Raw genomic sequence first — 22,174 nt, 5'->3', positions numbered from 1 at the left:
AAAAAATTGGGGCCTCCGGAGAGGCCCCTGCCTTTCGTCAGCCGGCCGTCTCAGCCCGCCCGCCGGAATTGCCTGTTCTCGCGATGCCGCGCCGTTTCCTGCTCTGAGGCCAGCACGAACTCGCCGAGCCTGCCATCCATTTCACTCGCTTCCGACGCGAGATTGTGAATGGCTGCCGTCGTCTCTTCCACCATGGCGGCGTTCTGCTGGGTCATGGTGTCGAGGCTGGTGACGGTGCTGTTGATTTCGAAGAGCGTATGCGCTTCCTCACGGGTGGATTCCATGATCTCCTCGATGCGCGCGCTAATTGTCTGCACATGTTTACCGATGCCGGTGAGTGAAGCGCCGGCCTTTTCCACCAGGACCACGCCGGCGGAAACCTCGTCTGTGGAGCGTTTCAAAAGGCTGGTGATTTCCTTTGCGGCGGCGGCTGAACGCTGCGCCAGTTCGCGTACCTCCTGCGCCACGACGGCAAAACCCTTGCCCGCGTCGCCAGCGCGTGCGGCCTCGACACCCGCATTCAAGGCGAGAAGGTTGGTCTGGAAGGCGATTTCATCGATGACACCGATAATCTGGTTGATCTGGCGCGACGAGGTCTGGATCGCCTCCATGGCGGCGATTGTCTGCTCCATCACATGGCTGGATGCGGTCGCCTCCGTGCTGGCGTCGCGCGCAATCCGGGTTGCCTGTTCGGCGCGTTCGATCTGGTCGCGGACGGCCTCGGTAATCGCCTTGATGGCGCTTGCCGTTTCGGTAATGGAAGCCGCCTGCCGCTCGGTACGTTCGGCGAGCTGGTCGGCCCCCACCCGCATTTCCTCGGAGCCGCCACGAACGGCGGCGGAGTTGCCGCCAATCGCTTCCATGGTCTCGCTGAGACGGGCAAGCGCCGTGTTGAAGTTCTGGCGCAGGCTTTCGAGATCATCGGGGAAAACGGTCTCTATGCGATAGGCGAGGTTGCCGTTCGCCAGCCGGTCGAGCCCCTCATCCAGAGACTTCACGACCATCTGCAGCGTGCCTGCCTCGGCCTCGCGCTCGGCAAGATGGGAGCGCCGCGCCGTTTCGGCTTCCTCCCGCGTGCGCGCTGCGGTCTCTTCCATTTCCCGCTGCAGGATGAGTTTTTCACGGAAACTGCCGAGCGCACGCGCCATCCGGCCGATCTCGTCGTTCCGGTCCTGATTGGCGATTTCGGCATCAAGACGGCCTGCGGCGACTTCGCCCGTTAGCCCGGCAAGTTTTTCCAGCGGGGCGAACAGGCGTCGTGCGAAAAAGGCTGTCGCCGCACACATAGCGGCCAGCACGCAAAGGCCGATCACGGCAAGCGTGCCGGCGATTGAGACGGAACCCGCATTCAACTCGCTGCGCAGCATGCTTTCCACCGCGAGATATTTTTCGCCGGCAAAGGAAAAGGGACGGGCATAGGCATTGGCTTCGCCGTCCGTGCGGTCAATCCTGGCAATGGTCATGCCCGTCGCATTCAGGGCTTCACCATGGAAACCGTAAATGGCCGGGTCGAGGCTGACCAGCTTTTCGCCGTCCACGCCGAGAACCTTGCCATCGGCAGCGATGATGGCCGATTGCTCCGAGCTGCCGGCCGCAATGCCTTTGGTCAGTATCTGGCCGAAAACATCTTCCTTGACGCGGAAGAGAACGATGCCCTTGAACGCGCCGAATTTCACGACCGGAACACCGAAATAAATACCGGCCTCTTTCGTCGCAGTATCGATCCGCAGCCCGGAGAAACTGGTCTGCGCCACATCGTTGACCGCTCTTTCGGCGTTCGCCGCACCGCGTGCGAAAGTTGCGCCAAGGCCGCTTTCCGTCCAGGCGCCAGAGGTTACGGTTTCTCCGAAAGCCGGTCCTTTGAGATAGGAATAATAGATCGCACCGGCGGGATCGATGAAAAGGACGTCGCTGAACGGCGTTCCCTTGATATAACCGGCTATATCCGTCTGGGTCTTTTCATGGGTGGAATAATAAAAGCCGCTGGGGCTTTCCGGCTTGATCAGCTTTTCCCTGTCACTGAACGGGTTTTCCTTGACGAAAACGCGCTGTAATTCCGCCTTCGCGTCACCGGAATTCTTCTGCACCGTGGCCCAGCCGCTGCGCATGGAAACGACCGCCATCTGCAGGGATTCGATCTTGGCGATGGAATCCGCCTGCGTCTTCAGCTGTTCAAGGCGCTCCTGGAGCATGTCGCCGCGGAAGACGAGAATGCTCTCCATGGATTTCGATGCCTGTTCTTCGAGAACGCCGCTGCTGCTCTGATAACCGAGAAGCGTGAGAGCCCCGGTCGAGATCGCCATCAGCGCCAGGAAAATGACGAGCACCTTGGTGGATATGGAATGAAAACGGTTCAGCATGGCCGATGCAGCCCCCAATGCCGGATCAGTTCCCACGCCATGCATGGATGGCGCCATCGGACGGCTGATATGGCGAAACTATTGTGCTGCGGATCATCATGTCCGCAGCTCCCCTTTTTGATTTTGTGGAGAACAATGCGGTACGCGGTTTAAGCAGAGGTAAATGCTGCACTGCAAATTTGATGAATGTTGTCGTTTTGTTCACTTATCGCTGGCAGGGTCGCAGCCGGAAAGATAAGGTAGATCATGCAAAAGACGATTCGAATCATCGGCATTGACCCCGGGTTGCGGCGCACTGGCTGGGGTGTCATCGACACCCTCGGTAACAGCCTCAGGTTTGTCGCCTCCGGCACGGTGACGTCGGATGGCGATATGGACCTCGCCTCCCGGCTGTGCCAGTTGCATGACGGGCTGGCTGAGATCGTGCATAGCCATCAGCCCGATGAGGCAGCCGTGGAGCAAACCTTCGTGAACAAGGATGCGGTCGCCACGCTGAAACTCGGCCAGGCGCGCGGCATTGCCATGCTGGTTCCGGCACGGGCGGGATTGCCGGTCTTCGAATATGCGCCGAATGCGGTGAAGAAGGCCGTCATCGGCGTCGGGCACGGTGAAAAGCAGCAAATTCACATGATGCTGAAAATCCTGATGCCGAAGGCCGAATTCAAGGGTAACGATGCGGCGGACGCGCTCGCCATCGCCATCTGCCACGCCCATAATCGCGGCGGTGACAGGATGCGGCGGCTCTTGGCGGCCGGTTAATTTCATTTTTATTGAGCGGGCGGCATCATGATCGGAAAACTCAAAGGCAGCATCGAGGAAATCGGCGCGGATTACGTGCTGGTGGATGTGCACGGCGTTTGTTACGTCGCCTATTGTTCAGCGCGCACCTTGTCGAAAATCGGCTCCGTCGGGGAGGCGGTGGTACTGTTCATCGAAACCTATGTGCGTGAAGACCAGCTGAAGCTGTTCGGCTTTCTGTCGGCGCTGGAGCGGGAATGGTTCAACCTGTTGCAGAGCGTGCAGGGGGTTGGCTCGAAAGTGGCGCTCGCCGTTCTTTCCACGCTGTCGCCTTCCGAGCTTGCCAATGCAATAGCGCTGCAAGACAAGACCATGATTTCACGCGCGCCGGGTGTTGGGCCCAAGGTGGCTGTGCGCCTTGTGACCGAGCTTCGCAACAAGGCGCCCGCCTTTGCCGGAGAGGCCTCCGCCTCCATCGGCCTCAAGCAGGAGCTTGGAGAGGGTGTTGCCTCCGCGCCGGTTGCAGACGCCGTCTCAGCGCTCACCAATCTCGGCTATTCTCGCGACCAGGCCGCCAATGCGGTTGCCGCTGCGCTGAAAAATGGCGGGGAGGGCGGCGACAGCGCCAAGCTCATCCGGCTCGGCTTGAAGGAGCTTTCCCGGTAAAGGCGGCCTGCCAATCGGACGTGGAGCCCATAGATATGCTGAATTTCGTGAGGCGCGTTGTCGCGATAGTCATGTTATAGCGGCTGCGGTCACCTGATGAATTCGACTAGAACGATGGAATGCCCTGAATGAGCGATGCGGACAGATTGATTACTCCGGAAAAGCGCGGTGAGGATATCGACACCACGCTGCGCCCGCAGTCGCTGGATGACTTTACCGGCCAGGCGGAGGCGCGCGCCAATCTCAAGGTGTTTATCGAGGCGGCAAAGAACCGCGGCGAGGCGCTGGATCATGTGCTGTTCGTCGGCCCGCCCGGCCTTGGCAAGACGACACTGGCGCAGATCATGGCCAAGGAACTTGGCGTGAACTTCAAGTCCACCTCCGGGCCAGTGATTGCCAAAGCGGGCGATCTCGCAGCCCTCCTTACCAATCTCGAGGAGCGCGATGTGCTCTTCATCGACGAAATCCACCGGCTCAATCCGGCGGTGGAGGAAATCCTCTATCCCGCCATGGAGGATTTCCAGCTCGATCTGATCATCGGTGAGGGGCCGGCGGCGCGTTCGGTGAAGATCGATCTCTCCAAATTCACCCTCGTTGCGGCCACCACCCGTCTTGGCCTGCTGACGACGCCGCTGCGCGACCGCTTCGGCATCCCCGTCCGCCTTTCTTTCTACACCGTCGATGAACTTGAACTGATCGTCCGGCGCGGTGCGCGGCTGATGGGGCTCAACATGACGGACGAAGGCGCTCGAGAGGTAGCAAGGCGCGCACGCGGCACGCCACGTATTGCCGGGCGGCTTTTGCGCCGGGTGCGGGATTTCGCCGAAGTGGCGCGGGCGCAAGCCGTCACCCGCGAGATCGCCGACGAGGCTTTGACGCGGCTTCTTGTCGACAATATGGGCCTCGACCAACTGGACATGCGGTATCTCACCATGATCGCCGTCAATTTCGGCGGCGGTCCCGTTGGCATCGAAACCATCGCCGCCGGCCTTTCCGAGCCGCGTGATGCCATCGAGGATATTATCGAACCCTACATGATCCAGCAGGGCTTCATCCAGCGCACGCCACGCGGGCGTATCCTGACCGCGACAGCCTGGAAACATCTCGGCATGCAGCCGCCGAAGGATCTCGAGGCGGCGCAGTTCCGACTGACGCTGGAGGATGATTGAGGGGAACAAACCCGGCGGGCTGGCATTTGATTGTCTTTCGTCAGGAGATGATGATGTCCGGATATCGCAAGGGTACAAAGGTTCGCTGGAAATGGGGCAACGGAACCGCCGAAGGAAAAATCGTCGAGACGTTTACCGACGATGTCGAAAAAACAATTTCCGGCTCCAGGATAAAGCGTAAGGCCAGCAAAGACGAACCCGCCTACCTCATTAAGCAGGATGATGGCGGGAAGGTTCTGAAAAGCAAATCCGAGCTTGAACACGCCGATTGAAAAGCGCCGTTATCAGGCGCCATGAGAGGGGACGCCGATGCCTTACGATCCGCTGCGGGTCTTCCGCAAACTCGCGCGCAACAACCGGCTGGCCAATCTGCGGCTGCATGAGGCCTGTCTTCAGCTTTCGCAGGAGGCGTTCATCGCTCCGCGTGTCAGTTTTTTCCCCACTCTCAGGGCAACGCTGAACCACATCTACATCGTAGACCGGTTTTATATCGATGCCCTGCAGGGTGGCACGCTCGGTCTGGCCGCCTTTGCGAAGGAGGAACCTTTCACGGCCATGGGGAATATTCGCCTAGCCCAAGCGGAGCTTGACGAAACGTTGATCGCATTTGTCGACGGCCTGGATGAAGGCCACCTCGCGGCCACCGTCAATATACATCGTGGTGCGCGTATCCAGCAGGATCGTTGCGACGATGTCCTCTCCCATCTTTTCCAGCATCAGACGCATCATCGCGGGCAGGTGCATGCCATGCTATCAGGCACGACGATAAAGCCGCCGCAACTGGATGAATTCATCGTGGGAGATGATGCAAAAGCGAGAAAAGAAGAGATGGATGCGTTAGGGTGGGCGGAAAATGATTTGATGTTTCCAGCGCGCAGGCCAGCATGATGACGCATGATAACAAAAGCCAGGACACTCGCATCCGCATGAAATTCAAGCCGAAGCGCATCTTCCAGATGCGTGTTGCCGGGCTTGCGTTCCGTGATGGCCATGTGCTGGTGCACCGGGCGTCGCATGAAAAATTCTGGACATTTCCGGGCGGCCGCGCCGAAATGGGCGAGCGCTCCGAGGAAACGCTGGCGCGTGAAATGGTTGAGGAACTTGGCGTCGAGGCCAAGGTCGGGCGGCTCCTGTGGGCGGTGGAGAATTTCTTCCACTATGAAGGCAAGGACTGGCACGAACTCGGTTTTTATTACCTGATGGATCTGCCCCAAACGCTGGCCTTTCATCCCAGCGATATTATTCACCGTGTTCAGGACGGCGATAACGAGCTTGAGTTCCGCTGGGTCGCGGCAACGCGGCAGGCATTGACGGAGCTTGATATTCCGCCCTATTTCATCGCCGACGAAATAGAACACCTGCCGCAGACCACAAGACATCTCGTCTGGCATGACGGCGATCTGGACGATAAATGACTTCAGCGCCCGAACGCCACATGATCCGGCTGGACCCGAAACCGCGGCTTTTCAGCGTGCGGGTCGCGATGCCGGCTCAGCAGCGCCGCCTTTTCGATGCGGCCGACATTTCCAAGGAGACATTATGAGCGAGCTTGTGGTTCCGCTTTCAGGCGAACTCATCGAACATGGGCATCGCCTGACGCAACGGGTTTATTATGAGGACACGGATTTCTCCGGCCTCGTTTATCACGCCCGTTATCTGCATTTTCTTGAGCGCGGACGTACCGATTACCTGCGTTGCCTCGGCTGTGAACAGAGCGCGCTTCTGACCGCCGACGAGGAGGGTCTGGTCTTCGTTGTTCACCGCATGGAGATCGATTTCAAGACGCCGGCGCGGATGGATGACGTGTTGACCATCACCACCGTGACCGAGAAGGCGGGCGGAGCGAAAATGGTGCTCAATCAGGAAATTCGGCGCGGCGAAACGCTGCTTGTTGCCGCCAAGGTCATCATCGCCGTTATCAACGCCAACGGCCGGCCAAGACGGCTTCCGGAGACGGTTGCGGAAAAATTCCTGAAGTAATTGGCGGGCCGATCCAGTAAATCCACCCGGCGTGGCCCGGCTGTAACACTCCTTTAACCATAATGGTGTCTTACTTTAGCAACTGGCATTTGTGCGGCGCACGCCTTCCTTTCACCAAATTTATTGGCAAGTAAGGCTTACTGGCAAGTATCGGGGTATGGCAAAGGGGTTAACGGCTGCGGCCGTACGACTTCGAGCGTTAACACGCGTTTGAATCGCCCGGTCCCGTACCGGGCGTTTGGATTCGGGGATTGGATATTTATGGAACAGGCAGGTTTGGCAGCGGCGACGCACGATGTAAGTCTCTGGGCGCTGTTTATGCAGGCGGGCTTCATCGTGAAGTTCGTGATGATCGGACTTATCGCCGCCTCGGTCTGGACGTGGGCGATCGTCTTCGACAAATACGTAAGCTTCGGCAAGGCAAAGCGCCAGTTCGACCAGTTCGAACAGGTGTTCTGGTCGGGTCAGTCGCTCGAGGAGCTTTATCGCACGCTGGCGGAACGCCAGAACGTCGGTCTTGCGGCAATTTTCGTTTCCGCCATGCGGGAATGGAAGAAATCATTCGAACGCGGCGCGCGTTCGCCCATCGGTCTGCAGATGCGTATCGACCGGGCAATGGATGTGACCATCGCCCGTGAAGGCGAACAATTCGAGGCCCGCCTCGGTTCGCTCGCCACCATCGGTTCGGCGGGTCCCTTCATCGGTCTTTTCGGTACGGTCGTTGGTATCATGACCTCATTCCAGGCAATCGCCGGTTCGAAGTCCACCAACCTTGCGGTCGTGGCGCCGGGTATCGCCGAAGCACTTCTGGCAACGGCTATTGGCCTTGTCGCGGCTATTCCGGCGGTTATCGCCTATAACAAGTTCACGGCCGACGCGCACAAGCTTTCCGCCCGCATGGAAGGTTTTGCCGACGAGTTCTCCGCGATCCTGTCGCGCCAGATCGATGAAAAACTTCAGACGCGGCAGGCCGCCCAATAAGCGGCCCCCAATTTACATGCCGCGCAGTAATTTGCCGCAAGGCAAAATGGAGTAGATGATATGGGTATGTCAGCAGGTGGCAGCGGCGGTTCCGGTGGACGCCGGGGTGGGCGCGGCGGACGGCGCAGAGGCGGCGCGATCAGCGAGATCAACGTGACGCCGCTCGTCGACGTCATGCTCGTGCTGCTTATCATCTTCATGGTGGCCGCGCCGATGATGACGGTCGGCGTGCCGATCGACCTGCCGCAGACCTCCGCCAATGCTCTGAACTCGGACACGCAGCCGATCACGATTTCCGTCAATGCCAATGGCCAGATTCATTTGCAGGAAACGGAAATCCAGGCGGCCGAAGTGGCAGACAAGCTGCAGGCGATCGCCACGACGGGTTATAACGAACGCATCTTCGTGCGGGCGGATTCCGTTGCCGCATATGGCGTCGTTGCCGACGTGATGGCGCGTATCCAGGCGGCAGGCTTCAAGAATATCGGCCTCGTGACCCAGCAGAAACAGGACAATTGACGTAAAAAGATGAAGGGCAGCATCACCACATCCGCGATCGTGCACGCGTCGCTTCTGGCTTTCGCCCTCATCTCCCTGGGCTCGCCGGAACCGCTCGACGTGTCGCAGGCCGAGGCGCTGCCGGTCGAGCTGGTGCCGATCGAGGAACTGACCCAGATTCAGCAGGGCGACAAGAACGCGCCGAAAGCCGAGAAGTCTGCCCCTGTTCCGACCACGCGTCCCGATATCATCGAGAATGCCCAGAATATCGGCAACAACACCGCCGATATCGAAGCGCCTCCGACCCCGACCGCCAAGCCCAATGACAATATCGCCGCAGCCGCCCCGCCCAAGCAGGAGAAGCCGCAGCCGGTCGTCGATACCAAGGCGAACGAGGTGAAGGAAATCGTCAAGGAAGAAACCTCGGCCCCCAAGCCGCAGGAAATGGCCGCCTTGCCGCAGACCAAGCCCGAAATAGCGCCGCAGCCGAAGACGGAACCGCCGCCGCAGGAAACCAAGGCGGAGGAGCCGCCGCCGGCAACGCAGGAGCCGGCCGAAATTCCCGTGCCGCAGAACGTTCCACGCCCGAATTCTAGGCCTGAGCCACCGAAGCCGGAGGAGCCGAAACAGGCCGAGACCAAGCCCGCCGAACAGAAACCGGCCGAAAAACCGGCTGAAAAGAAGCCGGACCAGGCAAAGTCGACGGATAAGCCTTCCGACAAGAAGCCCGGCGAAAAGAAGCAGGAAACGGCGAAATCCGCTTCCTCGAAGGAAAGCGATTTCAACGCTGACGACGTTGCTGCCCTGTTGAACAAGCAGGCGCCCTCCGGGGGCGGCGCCAAGCGCTCCACCCAGCAGGCAGCCCTTGGCGGCAAAAAATCGACCGGCGGCTCGACGCTCAGCCAGACAGAAATGGATGCGCTTCGAGGCGCGATCCAGAAGAACTGGCAGATCATTCCCGGCATGGTGGATGCTTCGGACGTTCGCGTTCGGGTCACCATGAAGCTTGACCGTGATGGGACCATCATCGGCAGGCCCGAGATCGAGGCAACGGGTGGTTCCGAGGGAACGCGCCGTGCTCTTTCCGGCGGAGCTTATCGCGCCATCATGCGTTCTGCTCCGTTCACGAACCTTCCTGCCGACAAATATGATGCATGGAACGAAGTCGTTGTGAACTTCGATCCCAGTGAATTGCTATGAATGCTGAAAGGCCTGGCAACATGAAGATATTTTCGCCGATCCGGCTGGTGCTCGCTGTCGCGGCCCTCATGTCGGTTTTCTCCGCACCGGCTTTTGCGCGGGTGGAAATCAACATCAACAAGGGTAACGTCGAGCCCTTGCCCATCGCCATCACCGACTTTATGTCGAGCGATGGCATCGGTGCGCAGGTTTCGGCCGTCATCGCTGCCGACCTGCAGCGTTCCGGTCTTTTTGCGCCGGTGAACAAGAATGCCTTCATCGAAAAGATCAGCAATCCGGATCAGCAGCCGCGTTTTGAGGACTGGAAGGTCATCAACGCACAGGCGCTCGTTACGGGCCGCGTGACGCGTGAGAGCGACGGTCGTCTGCGTGCCGAATTCCGTCTGTGGGATACTTTCGCCGGTCAGCAGTTGTCTGGACAGCAATTCTTCACCCAGCCAGAAAACTGGCGTCGTGTTGCCCATATCATCGCCGATGCCATCTACGAGCGCGTCACCGGTGAAAAGGGCTATTTCGACACCCGCGTCGTTTTTGTCTCCGAAAGCGGCCCGAAGACGGCCCGCAAGCGCCAGCTGTCGATCATGGACCAGGACGGTTTCAACGTCCGCAACCTCACCAATTCGAACGACATTGTTCTGACGCCGCGTTTCTCTCCTAACCGCCAGGAAGTGACCTACATGTCCTTCGAAGGCCAGCAGCCGCGCGTTTACCTGCTGCAGCTGGAAACCGGACAGCGTGAAGTTGTCGGCAACTTCCCCGGCATGACGTTCTCGCCACGCTTCTCGCCTGACGGACAGAAGGTCATCATGAGCCTTCAGCAGGACGGCAACGCCAATATCTACACCATGGACCTGCGCTCGCGCACCACGACGCGCCTGACGAATACGGCGGCGATCGATACCGCGCCTTCCTATTCGCCTGACGGTCAGCGTGTCGCCTTTGAAAGCGACCGCGGCGGGCGCCAGCAGATTTACGTCATGAATGCCGACGGCTCCGGCCAGCAGCGTGTTTCCTTCGGTGATGGTTCCTATTCCACGCCGGTATGGTCTCCGCGCGGCGATCTGATCGCCTTTACCAAGCAGTCGGGCGGCAAGTTCTCGATTGGCGTGATGAAGACCGACGGTTCGGGCGAACGCATCCTGACCAGCGGCTTCCACAATGAAGGTCCCACCTGGGCGCCCAACGGCCGCGTACTGATGTTCTTCCGCCAGAACGCCGGTGCGGGTGGTCCGCAGCTCTATTCGATCGACCTGACGGGCTACAACGAACAGCTCATCAAGACACCGACCTTCGCTTCGGATCCGGCATGGTCGCCGCTTCTGGATTGATATGACTGCCGTGACGGCGCCGGCATGAACCGGCGCCGTCACGTTTTACTTGATACCACAGGGACGTGCGCCTCTTTCTTGCCGCAAAGTGTTGTGAGGGAGCAAAAAAGCGGGACATTTCCTTTTTGTTAACCATAAGCGTTTGTCGGCTATTAACCGCGATCAGTTAGTGTCCAGCAACGTTATTGAAATCCTAAGGAGAGACCGGCGATGAGCCGTACACACATTTCGGCACTCAGCCCCATGCAGAAACTGGCCCGTAACCCGGCTGTCATCGCCATGACGCTCGCGCTTGCTCTTGCAGGCTGCGCGAACAAGAAGAACATGCCGAACAGCGCCGGTGAACTTGGCCTTGGTGGCGCGGGCTCCGCAACGCCGGGCTCCCAGCAGGACTTCACGGTCAATGTCGGCGACCGCATCTTCTTCGACACCGACTCCACCTCGATCCGCGCCGACGCCCAGCAGACCCTGCAGCGTCAGGCCCAGTGGCTGGCCCGTTACCCGAACTACGCCATCACCGTCGAAGGCCATGCCGACGAACGCGGTACGCGTGAATACAACCTGGCGCTCGGCGCCCGTCGTGCCGCTGCAACCCGTGACTTCCTGGCTTCCCAGGGCGTTCCGGCAAGCCGCATGAAGACCATCTCCTACGGTAAGGAAAAGCCGGTCGCGGTTTGCGACGACATTTCCTGCTGGTCCCAGAACCGGCGCGCTGTGACGGTTCTCGGTGGCGCGGGCATGTAATTGCCTGACGTGATTGTGAACGTGAATGAAAGGCGGTCTTCGGGCCGCCTTTTGTTTTTTTCATAGTTTGGCCGAAGTTAAGTTGCTTTTTCGGTTGATATGGAAAAAATCCGGCTTGCGCCATTCCGGTGCAAATCAGTTAAGGCAGGACGAATGAGATGAAGAAACTTGTCGTGGCGGGAATGCTGGGGCTTGCAGCCTGCACCGGCTTGAGCGGCACAGCCGTTTCGGGTCCGCTGTTCGGTGCGGGGGGTAGCTTCGGCACGATCAACTCTCAGCAGCCCCCGATTGTGCGGGTTCAGGCCAATGAAGCCTATAAGGTTCAGCAGCTTGAAGAACAGATCCGGCAGCTCAATGGCCGCATCGAAGAAATGAGCTTCCAGCTTCTGCAGATGCAGGAAACGATCCGTAAGGCGCAGGAAGACAACGAGTTCCGCTTCCAGGAACTGGAAGGCGGCAATGCCGGCGGCAAGGGTGCAAGCCCGACCGCTGCACCGAAAAAGAAGGCGGAAGCCAGTCCGGTCAATCCGGCCACGCCGCCGACCGACGACGTTGCAACGATCATCGAAACGCCACCTGAGGGTGGCGCTTCCGTTTCTCCGCCTGCTTCCTCCAGCGCTTCGACAGCTGCGCCGGGAGAAACAACGCTTGGCTCCATCGAGCTTGATTCCAAGGGAATGCCTGTCGGCGGCACGCTGAATCAGGGCGCCAACAACTCCTCCGGCAGCCTTCCCGGCGTGACAAGCGGTAATGGCACCCGCAAGACCGATCCGGTCAACACGGCGGCGCTGACCAGCGAGGGCGATATCTATCAGGCCGCTTATGGCCATGTGCTTTCCGGAGACTACAAGCTGGCGGAGCAGGGCTTCCAGCAGTATCTGCAGGGTTATCCCAAGGGCACGAAGGCCGCGGATGCGAGTTTCTGGCTCGGTGAGGCGCAATATTCGCAGGGCAAGTTCAATGAGGCGGCGAAGACCTTCCTCAACGGTCATCAGGCCTATGGCAAATCTCCGAAGGCGCCGGAAATGCTGATGAAGCTCGGCATGTCGCTTGCCGCTCTCGACAATACCGAAACCGCCTGCGCCACGCTGCGCGAGGTGCCGAAGCGTTATCCCAATGCCTCGAAGACCGTGCTGAGCAAGGTTGCCAGCGAACAGAAACGGCTGAGCTGCTGATTTTTCCTGCGTCGCGGGTGTTCCATGCCGATTGATGCCCGCATTCCCGATGAAAAGACAATTGCGCCGCTTGCCGCGGCGAGGTCTTTTGTCGAAAATCTCCGCAAACCCACCCATATTCTCGTTGCAATCTCAGGCGGCAGCGACTCCACCGGTCTGTTGCTGGCATTACAAGAAGTAAAAGCGGTTAATGACGACGGTTTGCGACTTTCCGCCGTCACGGTCGATCATGCGCTGAGACCGGAATCCGCCGATGAGGCGCGCAAGGTTGCCATGCTTTGCGCCGAACTCGGAATTCCCCACACCACACGCCGATGGGATGGCGCCAAACCGACTTCCGGCCTTTCTGAAGCGTCCCGGCTTGCGCGTTATCGCCTGATTGCCGATGTTGCCCGGGAGGTGCGCGCCGATCTTGTCGTGACCGGGCATACGATCGGCGACCAGCGCGAAACCGTGGCGATGCGCGCCGCCCGCAGCGGCGGCAGTGACAATCTCGGCCTCTCCGGCATGGCGGATGCGGTTTTATACGATGCACGTCTCTGGATCATGCGGCCATTCCTCGCCTGTGAAAGACAGGCGATCCGCGACTACGTGTCGTCACGCTCGCGGCATTGGCTGGATGATCCGAGCAATGAAAATATCAGATATGAGCGGGTCCGTGTGCGCCAGACGCTGCCTCACGCTCCGATCGCGCTCAATGAGAGCGTTGCCGTCAGAAGGCGGGCCCTTTCCGAAAGAACAGCCGTTTTCCTGCGCGAACGTGCGCAGGTTTTTCATGCCGCCCTTGCCAGATTGGCTGGTGATAGCATCAACCCCGATCTTCCCGAGTTTCGGCATGGACTGGCGGCGTTGATCGCCACGCTTGGTGGCAGATCTTATTTCCCGGCTGCAAGCAGCATGGAGCGCGTTCTTCGCTTTCTCAAGACAGGTGAAAACGGGCGGATGACGGTTGGCCGGGTTCTGCTCGACCGCCGGCGGGACGGGCTTTATATTTTCCGTGAGCAGCGAAACCTGCCGGAGCTTCAGATCGAGCGTTCCGGCCAGGCCCTTTGGGATGATCGTTTCCTGGTAAGAAACGGATCGGACTTTTCAATTGATGTTGCGGCGGGCAGGGCGAGTACCGCTGCGCAGGCCGCGGCGCTCTTTCCATCGGCGCCCGCCGGGGTGGCGAAGCCGGCAATGGCGGGTCTGCCGCAAATTGTCGCAGCGAGTGAAGAGCGGGCTTCCGTACCGGAGGTTACCATCGTCACGCCAAGGCTCGCCCCTTTCGATCTTTTCCTGCCGCGTTTCGACCTTGAGTTGGCGGATGCAATCGCCAATTTATTCGGACGACCGGCCTATCCACAGCCACCGGTTTAAATCCGGCCTCTTTTTCGTGAATTGCCTTGGAATAGTTTTTACACCAAAACGCATCAGATAATGCGCTTTGCCTTGGCAACGGCATATGTCGTCCTTATGTTAGGGGCACATAATGGCGGGCAGCAGATATGTCCGTGTGAGTTCGGGGAGTTCGATGAACCCAAATTTCAGAAATTTCGCCTTGTGGGCCGTGATCGCCCTCTTGCTGATCGCGCTGTTCAGCATGTTCCAGACGTCGCCGACGCAAACGGGTTCGCGGGAGATTCCGTATTCCCAGTTTCTTCGTGACGTGGATTCCGGGCGAGTTCGCGACGTGACTGTCACTGGTAACCGGGTTCTCGGAACCTATACCGAAAACGGCACGGCCTTTCAGACCTATTCCCCCGTCATTGACGACAGCCTGATGGAGCGCTTGCAGAGCAAGAACGTCACCATCGTGGCGCGTCCGGAAAGCGACGGTTCCTCGGGTTTCCTGAGCTATCTCGGCACGCTTCTGCCGATGTTCCTCATTCTTGGCGTCTGGCTGTTCTTCATGCGGCAGATGCAGGGCGGTTCTCGTGGTGCGATGGGCTTTGGCAAGTCCAAGGCCAAGCTCCTGACGGAAGCCCATGGCCGCGTGACGTTTGACGACGTCGCAGGTGTGGACGAAGCCAAGCAGGATCTCGAGGAAATCGTGGAATTCCTGCGTGATCCGCAGAAGTTCCAGCGTCTCGGCGGTAAAATCCCGCGCGGCGTGCTGCTGGTCGGCCCTCCGGGTACTGGTAAGACGCTTCTTGCGCGCTCCGTCGCCGGTGAAGCCAATGTGCCGTTCTTCACCATTTCCGGTTCGGACTTCGTTGAAATGTTCGTCGGCGTCGGCGCAAGCCGCGTGCGTGACATGTTCGAGCAAGCCAAGAAGAATGCGCCCTGCATCATCTTCATCGACGAAATCGACGCCGTCGGCCGCCATCGTGGCGCCGGTCTTGGCGGCGGTAACGATGAGCGCGAACAGACGCTGAACCAGCTGCTGGTCGAAATGGACGGCTTCGAGGCCAATGAGGGTATCATCCTCATCGCCGCCACCAACCGTCCCGACGTTCTTGACCCCGCATTGCTGCGTCCCGGCCGTTTCGACCGTCAGGTCGTTGTGCCGAACCCGGATATTGTCGGCCGCGAGCGTATCCTTAAGGTGCATATCCGCAACGTGCCGCTGGCGCCGAATGTCGATCTCAAGGTTCTGGCCCGCGGTACGCCCGGCTTCTCCGGTGCTGACCTGATGAACCTCGTCAACGAAGCCGCCCTCATGGCCGCCCGCCGCAACAAGCGTGTGGTCACCATGCAGGAGTTCGAAGACGCCAAGGACAAGATCATGATGGGTGCGGAACGCCGCTCCTCCGCCATGACCGAAGCAGAAAAGAAGCTGACTGCCTATCATGAGGCCGGCCATGCGATTACCGCGCTGAAGGTTGCCGTGGCCGATCCGCTGCACAAGGCGACGATTATTCCGCGCGGCCGTGCACTCGGCATGGTGATGCAGCTGCCCGAAGGCGACCGCTATTCCATGAGCTACAAGTGGATGGTGTCGCGCCTTGTGATCATGATGGGTGGACGTGTTGCCGAAGAACTGACTTTCGGCAAGGAGAACATCACTTCAGGCGCGTCTTCGGATATCGAGCAGGCCACCAAGCTTGCCCGCGCCATGGTCACGCAATGGGGTTTCTCGGATGCTCTCGGTCAGGTGGCCTATGGTGAAAACCAGCAGGAAGTGTTCCTCGGCCATTCCGTCTCGCAGTCGAAGAACGTCTCCGAGGCAACGGCCCAGACGATCGACACCGAAGTCCGCCGTCTGATTGACGAGGCCTACACTGAGGCACGGCGTATCCTCACGGACAACCACGATGGCTTCGTCGCAATTGCTGAGGGTCTTCTCGAATATGAGACCCTGACGGGTGACGAGATCAAGGCGTTGCTGAGAGGCGAAAAGCCTGCCCGCGATCTGGGTGACGATTCTCCCGGCAGCCGTGGTTCGGCAGTGCCGAAAGCCGGCGCCAAGAAGGACGGCCCCAGTGAAGTAAAGGGCGAGGGCGAGGCCAAGGGCGACGGCGAAGCCGAAGGCGGCATGGAACCGCAGCCGCACTGATCGCCTGCGCGAATGAATGATTGTAAAAGGCCATCCGGGCTTCCGGGTGGCCTTTTCATTTTGGTAACAAGATATAAGCCATTTTTGCGGTAATTTACGTGCTGTTTATCGTGGTTTGTGGCATCTAGCCAAAAACGCTTCCGGCTATTTTTATCTTTCGCCGGAATGCCCGAGAGATTTGGAGTTCAAATGGCACGCCGTTATTTCGGAACCGATGGTATCCGCGGACAATCGAACGTCTTTCCCATGACACCTGACCTGGCGATGCGCGTGGGTATTGCCGTCGGGACGATTTTCCGTCGCGGCCATCATCGCCACCGTGTCGTGATCGGCAAGGATACGCGCCTTTCCGGCTACATGCTGGAAAATGCGCTGGTTGCGGGTTTCACCGCAGCCGGTCTCGATGTTTTCCTGCTCGGCCCTATCCCAACGCCGGCCGTTGCCATGCTGACCCGCTCGCTTCGCGCGGATATCGGTGTGATGATCTCCGCCTCGCACAACCCTTTCTCCGATAACGGCATCAAGCTTTTTGGTCCCGATGGCTACAAGCTCTCCGACGAGCTGGAGCTGGAGATTGAGGATCTTCTCGACAAGGATATCTATGCCCAGCTGGCCAAGCCGGCCGAAATCGGCCGTGCCAAGCGCGTGGATGGTGATATCTATCGCTACATCGAATTCGTCAAACGCACCCTGCCGCGTGATGTGACGCTGAGCGGGCTCAGGATCGCCATCGACTGCGCCAATGGTGCTGCCTACAAGGTGGCGCCCGCAGCGCTCTGGGAACTCGGCGCGGAAGTCGTCACCATCGGCAATGAGCCGAACGGCATCAACATCAATCTCGAATGCGGTTCGACCCACCCGGAAGCACTGCAGAAGAAGGTGCATGAGGTACGGGCCGATATCGGCATCGCGCTCGATGGCGATGCGGACCGGGTCATCATCGTCGATGAGCGCGGCGAGATCGTTGATGGCGACCAGCTGATGGCCGTTATCGCCGATAGCTGGGCCGCCGATAACACGCTGCGCGGCGGTGGTATCGTCGCGACCGTCATGTCCAATCTCGGCCTGGAACGTTTCCTGGGAGACAAGGGGCTTACCCTTGCCCGCACCAAGGTTGGTGACCGTTATGTCGTCGAGCATATGCGCAACCACAATTTCAACGTCGGCGGTGAACAGTCCGGCCATATCGTGCTCTCGGATTATGGCACGACCGGCGACGGTCTTGTCGCGGCCTTGCAGGTTCTCGCCAAGGTCAAGCGCTCCGGCCTCACCGTTAGCGAAGTGTGCCGCAAATTTGAGCCTGTGCCGCAGCTCTTGAAGAATGTGCGCATTTCCGGCGGCAAGCCGCTGGAAAATCCCGTCGTGCTGCAGGCGATTGCCGATGCGGAAAGTGCGCTGGCCAATAATGGCCGCCTCGTCATCCGTCCTTCCGGCACGGAGCCGCTGATCCGCGTCATGGCGGAGGGCGACGACAGTGCGAAGGTGGAAAAGATCGTCAACGATCTCGTCGGCGTCATCTCCAGCGCCCGCTCGGCCGCGTGAGTTGCCGCAACAGTGACGAAAGAAAGAAGCCGGCCCCGAGGTCGGCTTTTTCTTTTAGTATTCGCTAATAAATATAGTGAATGATCGTGGTTAATCGGGACTTAACCATTTTACGTCAATCTCCATGACTGAACAGTTCACTGGCATCTGCTGCCGAAAACGCACGTGCCTCTTCTGGAGTGGAAGTCATGAAAAACGCCCTGGCCGGATTTCTGGCCGTCCTGCTGACCGGCACCAGTGCTATTGCTGCCGATCTTTATCAAGCCGAGCCAGCACCTGCCTATGTCGAGGCACCCGAGGTTGCGATCACCCAGGCAAGCGGCTGGTATCTGCGCGGCGATGTTGGTTATTCCTTCAACAAGCTGCGCGGCGCCCATTATTATCAGGGTGGACCGAGTGGTGATCTGAGGGATTTTGACACCGCGACGATGAAGGATAGTTATATCATCGGTGCCGGTGTCGGTTATCAGTTCAACAACTATTTTCGCAGTGACGTGACGTTTGACTATATGGGTAAGTCGGATTTCCGTGGTTCAACGAGCGGTGAATGCGGCTCCGTTACCGGTCCCTGTGTCTCGGCGGACCTCAGTGCGCTGCGGGCTTATACGCTCATGGCGAATGCCTATGTCGATCTCGGAACTTACGGTCGCATCACGCCTTATGTCGGCGGCGGCATCGGCGGCTCCTATGTCAAATGGGACAAGCTGCGCAACACCTCGTGCAGCACAAGCGGCCTCGGCTGCGATCCGACCACCGAGCATGGCGGCAAGGGCAAGTGGCGCTTCGCCTACGCCCTGATGGCCGGCGCCTCCATTGACGTTACCTGTAACCTGAAGGCGGATGTCGGCTATCGTTTCCGCCACATCAACAAGGGTGACATGTTCGGTTACGAGAATAATGGCGGTCCGGGCCGTGACAAGGGCCTTTATTCGCACGAAGTGCGTGTCGGTGGCCGTTATGTCTTCAATGGCTGCGATACCGCGCAGTACATGCCGCCTGCCGATATTCCGCTGCAGCCTGCCGTTTACAAATAAACGTCACGCCCTGCTGGTAGTTTCAAACCGTCCGCATCCTCCGGGTGCGGGCGGTTTTGTTTTTTGCGGCATCTGGCGCGGCGCATGACGCATATGGACCAAAATTCTTCTGCGCAGCGACATATTCCGCTTGACTGAGGTCGGCGACAGGAATAGCAACGGCGTCAGGACACCTCTCCCTAACGAGAGGCGCCTATCTGAAAGGGTAGTCAAATGACAGATATAGTGAAGCCGGGCGTTCGTCCGGGCAATACGCATTTTTCTTCTGGTCCCTGCTCGAAGCGCCCCGGTTGGTCGCTAGATGCTCTCTCCGATGCACCGCTCGGTCGCTCGCATCGCGCCAAGGTTGGCAAAGCCAAGCTGAAGCAGGCCATCGATCTCACCCGTGAAATTCTTGATGTTCCCGCCGATTATCGTATCGGCATCGTTCCCGCATCCGACACCGGCGCTGTTGAAATGGCGCTCTGGTCGCTGCTTGGTGAACGTGGCGTCGATATGCTCGCCTGGGAAAGCTTCGGTGCCGGTTGGGTCACCGACGTCGTCAAGCAGCTCAAGCTGAAGGACGTCCGCAAGTTCGAGGCCGATTACGGCCTGCTGCCGAACCTCGCCGAGGTCGATTTCGACCGTGACGTGGTCTTCACCTGGAACGGCACGACTTCTGGCGTCCGCGTTCCCAATGCCGATTTCATTCCTGCCGACCGGAAAGGCCTGACCATCTGCGACGCCACCTCGGCGGCCTTTGCGCAGGAGATGGACTTTACGAAACTCGACGTCGTCACCTTCTCCTGGCAGAAGGTTCTGGGCGGTGAGGGCGGCCATGGCGTCATCATCCTTTCGCCCCGTGCTGTTGATCGCCTGCTGAGCTATTCGCCGGCATGGCCGCTGCCGAAAATCTTCCGCATGGTTTCCGGCGGCAAGCTGATCGAAGGCATCTTCACCGGCGAAACCATCAACACGCCGTCCATGCTCTGCGTTGAGGACTATATCGACGCGCTGCTGTGGGCGAAGAATCTCGGTGGTCTGAAGGCACTCATCGGCCGTGCCGATGCCAACGCCAAGGTCATCTACGAGTTCATCGAGAAGAACAACTGGATCGCCAACCTGGCCGTCAAGCCGGAAACCCGCTCCAACACGTCCGTCTGCCTGAAGATCGTTGATCCCGACGTACAGGCGCTGGATGCCGCCGCACAGGCCGATTTCGCCAAGGGCGTTGTCGCCCTCCTCGAAAAGGAAAATGTCGCCCTCGATATCGGCGCTTACCGCGACGCACCGTCCGGTCTGCGCGTCTGGGCCGGCGCCACCATCGAGACGGCCGATATGGAAGCCGTCATGCCCTGGCTCGCCTGGGCCTACCAGACGCAGAAGGCAGCACTTTCCAGGGCTGCCGCCTGATTTTGATACCGGCCCTGCGCTGATGCAGGGCCGCACATTCCCCGCTTTCAAAACTGCACCGCTTTTCAAGGAGCCCGTGAACCATGGCACCTCGCGTACTCGTATCCGACGAACTGTCGGAAACCGCCGTCCAGATTTTCCGTGATCGTGGCGTCGAAGTCGATTTCCAGCCGAAGCTCGGCAAGGACAAGGACAAGCTTGCCGAAATCATCGGCAATTATGATGGTCTGGCTATCCGTTCCGCCACCAAGGCGACCGAAAAGCTGATCGAAGCTGCGACCAACCTCAAGGTCATCGGTCGCGCCGGCATCGGCGTCGACAATGTCGATATTCCGGCTGCTTCTCGCCGCGGTATCATCGTCATGAACACGCCTTTCGGCAACTCCATCACCACTGCCGAACATGCAATTGCGCTGATGTTTGCCGTCGCGCGCCAGCTTCCGGCCGCCGATAGCTCCACGCAGGCCGGCAAGTGGGAAAAGTCGAAGTTCATGGGTGTCGAAATCACCGGCAAGACGCTTGGCGTCATCGGTGCGGGTAATATCGGCGGCATCGTCTGCTCGCGCGCACTTGGCCTCAAGATGCATGTTCTTGCCTACGATCCCTTCCTGTCGCCGGAGCGCGCGCAGGAAATGGGCGTGACCAAGGTTGAGCTGGACGAGCTTCTGGCACAGGCCGATTTCATCACCCTGCATGTTCCGATGACCGACAAGACGCGCGGCATCCTCAATGCCGAAAACCTCGCCAAGACCAAGAAGGGCGTGCGTATCGTCAATTGCGCCCGTGGCGGTCTGGTGGATGAGGCTGCTCTTGCCGAAGCCATCAAGTCCGGCCATGTCGCTGGCGCTGGTTTTGACGTATTCGAAGTCGAGCCTGCTACCGAAAGCCCGCTTTTCGGCCTGCCGAACGTCGTCTGCACGCCGCATCTTGGCGCTTCGACCACGGAAGCACAGGAAAATGTTGCCCTGCAGGTTGCCGAGCAGATGTCGGATTACCTCGTCAAGGGTGCCGTTTCCAACGCCATCAACATGCCGTCGATCACGGCGGAAGAAGCACCGCGCCTGAAGCCCTTCATTCGTCTCGCGGATGTTCTCGGCTCTTTCGTCGGTCAGGTGCAGGAAAGCGCCACCAAGGAAATCGAAATTCTTTACGACGGCGCAACCGCCAACATGAATACGAAGGCATTGACCAGTGCATTGCTGGCCGGCCTCATCCGCAGCCAGGTTGCCGATGTGAACATGGTTTCCGCACCAGTCATGATCAAGGAAAAGGGTATCATCCTCTCCGAAGTCAAGCGCGACAAGACCGGCGTTTACGATGGTTACATCAAGCTGACGGTCAAAACAGAAAACCAGATCCGCTCGGTTGCCGGCACGGTGTTTTCGGATGGCAAGCCACGCTTCATCCAGATCAAGAACATCAACATGGATGCCGATGTCGGATCACACATGATCTACATCACCAACACCGACGTTCCCGGCATGATCGGTTTCATGGGCACCACGCTCGGTGAGGCTGGCGTCAACATCGCCAACTTCCAACTCGGCCGTGAAAAGGAAGCCGGGGACGCCATCGCGCTGCTTTATGTCGATGGTCCGGTTTCCGAAGAGGTGCTCGACAAGTTGCGCGCCAACTCGGCGATCCGCCAGGTCAAGCCGCTGACTTTCAACGTCGATTAATAAAGCTATCGTTCCTCCCAAGGGGACAATAAGGCTCGGTACAGGGGAGACCCTGTGCCGGGTTTTTCGCTTTTCTGGCCGCCAGCTTTCGTAATGGTACAAGCCGGTATCGCGCTTTGGTTGCATATCACAAAAAATTTAAGCCGAGTGGTCTAAAAATGATGATCATGAGTTGCTATATCGCCTGCTGAGATGCTGCTCATGGGAGGG

The 22,174-nt window shown here is 59.1% G+C and carries 21 protein-coding genes; 20 read left to right on the top strand and 1 reads right to left on the bottom strand.

What is annotated here, in order from left to right; translation table 11 throughout:
- Nucleotides 1-50: 50 nt before the first annotated feature.
- On the bottom strand, nucleotides 51-2,360 hold the full coding sequence (locus tag CFBP5499_RS19430; protein WP_080829196.1) for a methyl-accepting chemotaxis protein: 2,310 nt from the start codon (nucleotides 2,358-2,360) through the stop codon (nucleotides 51-53).
- A 246-nt stretch (nucleotides 2,361-2,606) separates the two neighbouring features.
- Here CFBP5499_RS19430 and ruvC point away from each other — a divergent pair, with 246 nt between their 5' ends.
- From ruvC to serA, 20 genes are all read left to right on the top strand, one after another.
- Entirely contained in the window at nucleotides 2,607-3,119 is a 513-nt protein-coding gene (gene ruvC, locus CFBP5499_RS19425; protein ID WP_004445748.1) for a crossover junction endodeoxyribonuclease RuvC, read from the top strand.
- 27 nt (nucleotides 3,120-3,146) lie between these two features.
- Nucleotides 3,147-3,764: a Holliday junction branch migration protein RuvA gene (ruvA, locus tag CFBP5499_RS19420; protein ID WP_003523218.1), complete on the top strand. Its 618-nt coding sequence runs from the start codon at nucleotides 3,147-3,149 to the stop codon at nucleotides 3,762-3,764.
- Nucleotides 3,765-3,892: 128 nt separating this feature from the next.
- A complete protein-coding gene (ruvB, locus tag CFBP5499_RS19415) occupies nucleotides 3,893-4,933 on the top strand; it encodes a Holliday junction branch migration DNA helicase RuvB (RefSeq protein WP_080829198.1) in 1,041 nt (346 codons plus the stop codon).
- On the top strand, nucleotides 4,930-5,205 hold the full coding sequence (locus CFBP5499_RS19410) for a DUF2945 domain-containing protein (protein ID WP_336470683.1): 276 nt from the start codon (nucleotides 4,930-4,932) through the stop codon (nucleotides 5,203-5,205). The genes ruvB and CFBP5499_RS19410 overlap by 4 nt, the downstream gene beginning before the upstream one ends.
- Nucleotides 5,206-5,242: 37 nt before the next feature.
- The gene (locus CFBP5499_RS19405; protein WP_080829200.1) at nucleotides 5,243-5,821 is read left to right on the top strand and encodes a DinB family protein; all 579 of its coding nucleotides are present in this window, start codon (nucleotides 5,243-5,245) and stop codon (nucleotides 5,819-5,821) included.
- Nucleotides 5,821-6,348: an NUDIX hydrolase gene (locus CFBP5499_RS19400; RefSeq protein WP_080830187.1), complete on the top strand. Its 528-nt coding sequence runs from the start codon at nucleotides 5,821-5,823 to the stop codon at nucleotides 6,346-6,348. The genes CFBP5499_RS19405 and CFBP5499_RS19400 overlap by 1 nt, the downstream gene beginning before the upstream one ends.
- Entirely contained in the window at nucleotides 6,345-6,476 is a 132-nt protein-coding gene (locus CFBP5499_RS30795; RefSeq protein WP_256387186.1) for a hypothetical protein, read from the top strand. The genes CFBP5499_RS19400 and CFBP5499_RS30795 overlap by 4 nt, the downstream gene beginning before the upstream one ends.
- Complete coding sequence (gene ybgC, locus CFBP5499_RS19390; RefSeq protein ID WP_080829202.1) at nucleotides 6,473-6,913, top strand: tol-pal system-associated acyl-CoA thioesterase; 441 nt, start codon at nucleotides 6,473-6,475, stop codon at nucleotides 6,911-6,913. Before CFBP5499_RS30795 ends, ybgC begins: the two co-directional genes overlap by 4 nt.
- A gap of 261 nt (nucleotides 6,914-7,174) precedes the next feature.
- Nucleotides 7,175-7,894 (top strand): protein TolQ, encoded by a 720-nt coding sequence (tolQ, locus tag CFBP5499_RS19385; RefSeq protein ID WP_080829203.1) that lies wholly within the window; start codon nucleotides 7,175-7,177, stop codon nucleotides 7,892-7,894.
- Nucleotides 7,895-7,954: 60 nt separating this feature from the next.
- Nucleotides 7,955-8,413, top strand: a complete 459-nt coding sequence (gene tolR / locus CFBP5499_RS19380) for a protein TolR (RefSeq protein WP_006310275.1) — start codon at nucleotides 7,955-7,957, stop codon at nucleotides 8,411-8,413.
- A gap of 9 nt (nucleotides 8,414-8,422) precedes the next feature.
- The gene (locus CFBP5499_RS19375) at nucleotides 8,423-9,592 is read left to right on the top strand and encodes a hypothetical protein (RefSeq protein WP_080829205.1); all 1,170 of its coding nucleotides are present in this window, start codon (nucleotides 8,423-8,425) and stop codon (nucleotides 9,590-9,592) included.
- A 20-nt stretch (nucleotides 9,593-9,612) separates the two neighbouring features.
- Entirely contained in the window at nucleotides 9,613-10,920 is a 1,308-nt protein-coding gene (gene tolB / locus CFBP5499_RS19370; protein ID WP_080830188.1) for a Tol-Pal system beta propeller repeat protein TolB, read from the top strand.
- A gap of 210 nt (nucleotides 10,921-11,130) precedes the next feature.
- Nucleotides 11,131-11,664 carry a peptidoglycan-associated lipoprotein Pal gene (pal, locus tag CFBP5499_RS19365; protein ID WP_077985275.1) on the top strand — a complete coding sequence of 178 codons (534 nt, stop codon included), beginning with the start codon at nucleotides 11,131-11,133 and terminating at the stop codon, nucleotides 11,662-11,664.
- Between the two features lie 158 nt (nucleotides 11,665-11,822).
- Nucleotides 11,823-12,839: a tol-pal system protein YbgF gene (gene ybgF / locus CFBP5499_RS19360; protein WP_175416828.1), complete on the top strand. Its 1,017-nt coding sequence runs from the start codon at nucleotides 11,823-11,825 to the stop codon at nucleotides 12,837-12,839.
- Between the two features lie 24 nt (nucleotides 12,840-12,863).
- Entirely contained in the window at nucleotides 12,864-14,198 is a 1,335-nt protein-coding gene (gene tilS / locus CFBP5499_RS19355; protein WP_080829207.1) for a tRNA lysidine(34) synthetase TilS, read from the top strand.
- Between the two features lie 154 nt (nucleotides 14,199-14,352).
- Nucleotides 14,353-16,317, top strand: coding sequence for an ATP-dependent zinc metalloprotease FtsH (gene ftsH / locus CFBP5499_RS19350; RefSeq protein ID WP_080829209.1), 1,965 nt, complete (start codon nucleotides 14,353-14,355; stop codon nucleotides 16,315-16,317).
- A gap of 189 nt (nucleotides 16,318-16,506) precedes the next feature.
- Nucleotides 16,507-17,859, top strand: coding sequence for a phosphoglucosamine mutase (gene glmM / locus CFBP5499_RS19345; protein ID WP_080829210.1), 1,353 nt, complete (start codon nucleotides 16,507-16,509; stop codon nucleotides 17,857-17,859).
- Nucleotides 17,860-18,047: 188 nt separating this feature from the next.
- Entirely contained in the window at nucleotides 18,048-18,893 is an 846-nt protein-coding gene (locus CFBP5499_RS19340) for an outer membrane protein (protein WP_080829212.1), read from the top strand.
- Nucleotides 18,894-19,106: 213 nt separating this feature from the next.
- The gene (locus CFBP5499_RS19335; RefSeq protein ID WP_080829214.1) at nucleotides 19,107-20,285 is read left to right on the top strand and encodes a phosphoserine transaminase; all 1,179 of its coding nucleotides are present in this window, start codon (nucleotides 19,107-19,109) and stop codon (nucleotides 20,283-20,285) included.
- An 83-nt stretch (nucleotides 20,286-20,368) separates the two neighbouring features.
- On the top strand, nucleotides 20,369-21,964 hold the full coding sequence (gene serA / locus CFBP5499_RS19330) for a phosphoglycerate dehydrogenase (RefSeq protein WP_006310291.1): 1,596 nt from the start codon (nucleotides 20,369-20,371) through the stop codon (nucleotides 21,962-21,964).
- The last annotated feature ends 210 nt before the right edge of the window (nucleotides 21,965-22,174 follow it).

It is taken from the genome of Agrobacterium tumefaciens, assembly GCF_005221325.1.
Classification (GTDB): domain Bacteria; phylum Pseudomonadota; class Alphaproteobacteria; order Rhizobiales; family Rhizobiaceae; genus Agrobacterium.
This window is presented reverse-complemented; position numbering and strand designations above follow the sequence as displayed.

Bases quoted from the DNA above. Each gene is read 5' to 3' on its own strand.
- ruvC (WP_004445748.1), top strand. From the start codon at position 2,607: ATGCAAAAGACGATTCGAATCATCGGCATTGACCCCGGGTTGCGGCGC.
- tolQ (WP_080829203.1), top strand. From the start codon at position 7,175: ATGGAACAGGCAGGTTTGGCAGCGGCGACGCACGATGTAAGTCTCTGG.
- pal (WP_077985275.1), top strand. From the start codon at position 11,131: ATGAGCCGTACACACATTTCGGCACTCAGCCCCATGCAGAAACTGGCC.
- tolR (WP_006310275.1), top strand. From the start codon at position 7,955: ATGGGTATGTCAGCAGGTGGCAGCGGCGGTTCCGGTGGACGCCGGGGT.
- tilS (WP_080829207.1), top strand. From the start codon at position 12,864: ATGCCGATTGATGCCCGCATTCCCGATGAAAAGACAATTGCGCCGCTT.
- CFBP5499_RS19340 (WP_080829212.1), top strand. From the start codon at position 18,048: ATGAAAAACGCCCTGGCCGGATTTCTGGCCGTCCTGCTGACCGGCACC.
- tolB (WP_080830188.1), top strand. From the start codon at position 9,613: ATGAAGATATTTTCGCCGATCCGGCTGGTGCTCGCTGTCGCGGCCCTC.
- CFBP5499_RS19430 (WP_080829196.1), bottom strand. From the start codon at position 2,360: ATGCTGAACCGTTTTCATTCCATATCCACCAAGGTGCTCGTCATTTTC.
- ybgC (WP_080829202.1), top strand. From the start codon at position 6,473: ATGAGCGAGCTTGTGGTTCCGCTTTCAGGCGAACTCATCGAACATGGG.
- serA (WP_006310291.1), top strand. From the start codon at position 20,369: ATGGCACCTCGCGTACTCGTATCCGACGAACTGTCGGAAACCGCCGTC.
- CFBP5499_RS19375 (WP_080829205.1), top strand. From the start codon at position 8,423: ATGAAGGGCAGCATCACCACATCCGCGATCGTGCACGCGTCGCTTCTG.
- CFBP5499_RS30795 (WP_256387186.1), top strand. From the start codon at position 6,345: ATGACTTCAGCGCCCGAACGCCACATGATCCGGCTGGACCCGAAACCG.
- ybgF (WP_175416828.1), top strand. From the start codon at position 11,823: ATGAAGAAACTTGTCGTGGCGGGAATGCTGGGGCTTGCAGCCTGCACC.
- ruvB (WP_080829198.1), top strand. From the start codon at position 3,893: ATGAGCGATGCGGACAGATTGATTACTCCGGAAAAGCGCGGTGAGGAT.
- CFBP5499_RS19400 (WP_080830187.1), top strand. From the start codon at position 5,821: ATGACGCATGATAACAAAAGCCAGGACACTCGCATCCGCATGAAATTC.
- CFBP5499_RS19405 (WP_080829200.1), top strand. From the start codon at position 5,243: ATGCCTTACGATCCGCTGCGGGTCTTCCGCAAACTCGCGCGCAACAAC.
- glmM (WP_080829210.1), top strand. From the start codon at position 16,507: ATGGCACGCCGTTATTTCGGAACCGATGGTATCCGCGGACAATCGAAC.
- CFBP5499_RS19335 (WP_080829214.1), top strand. From the start codon at position 19,107: ATGACAGATATAGTGAAGCCGGGCGTTCGTCCGGGCAATACGCATTTT.
- ftsH (WP_080829209.1), top strand. From the start codon at position 14,353: ATGAACCCAAATTTCAGAAATTTCGCCTTGTGGGCCGTGATCGCCCTC.
- ruvA (WP_003523218.1), top strand. From the start codon at position 3,147: ATGATCGGAAAACTCAAAGGCAGCATCGAGGAAATCGGCGCGGATTAC.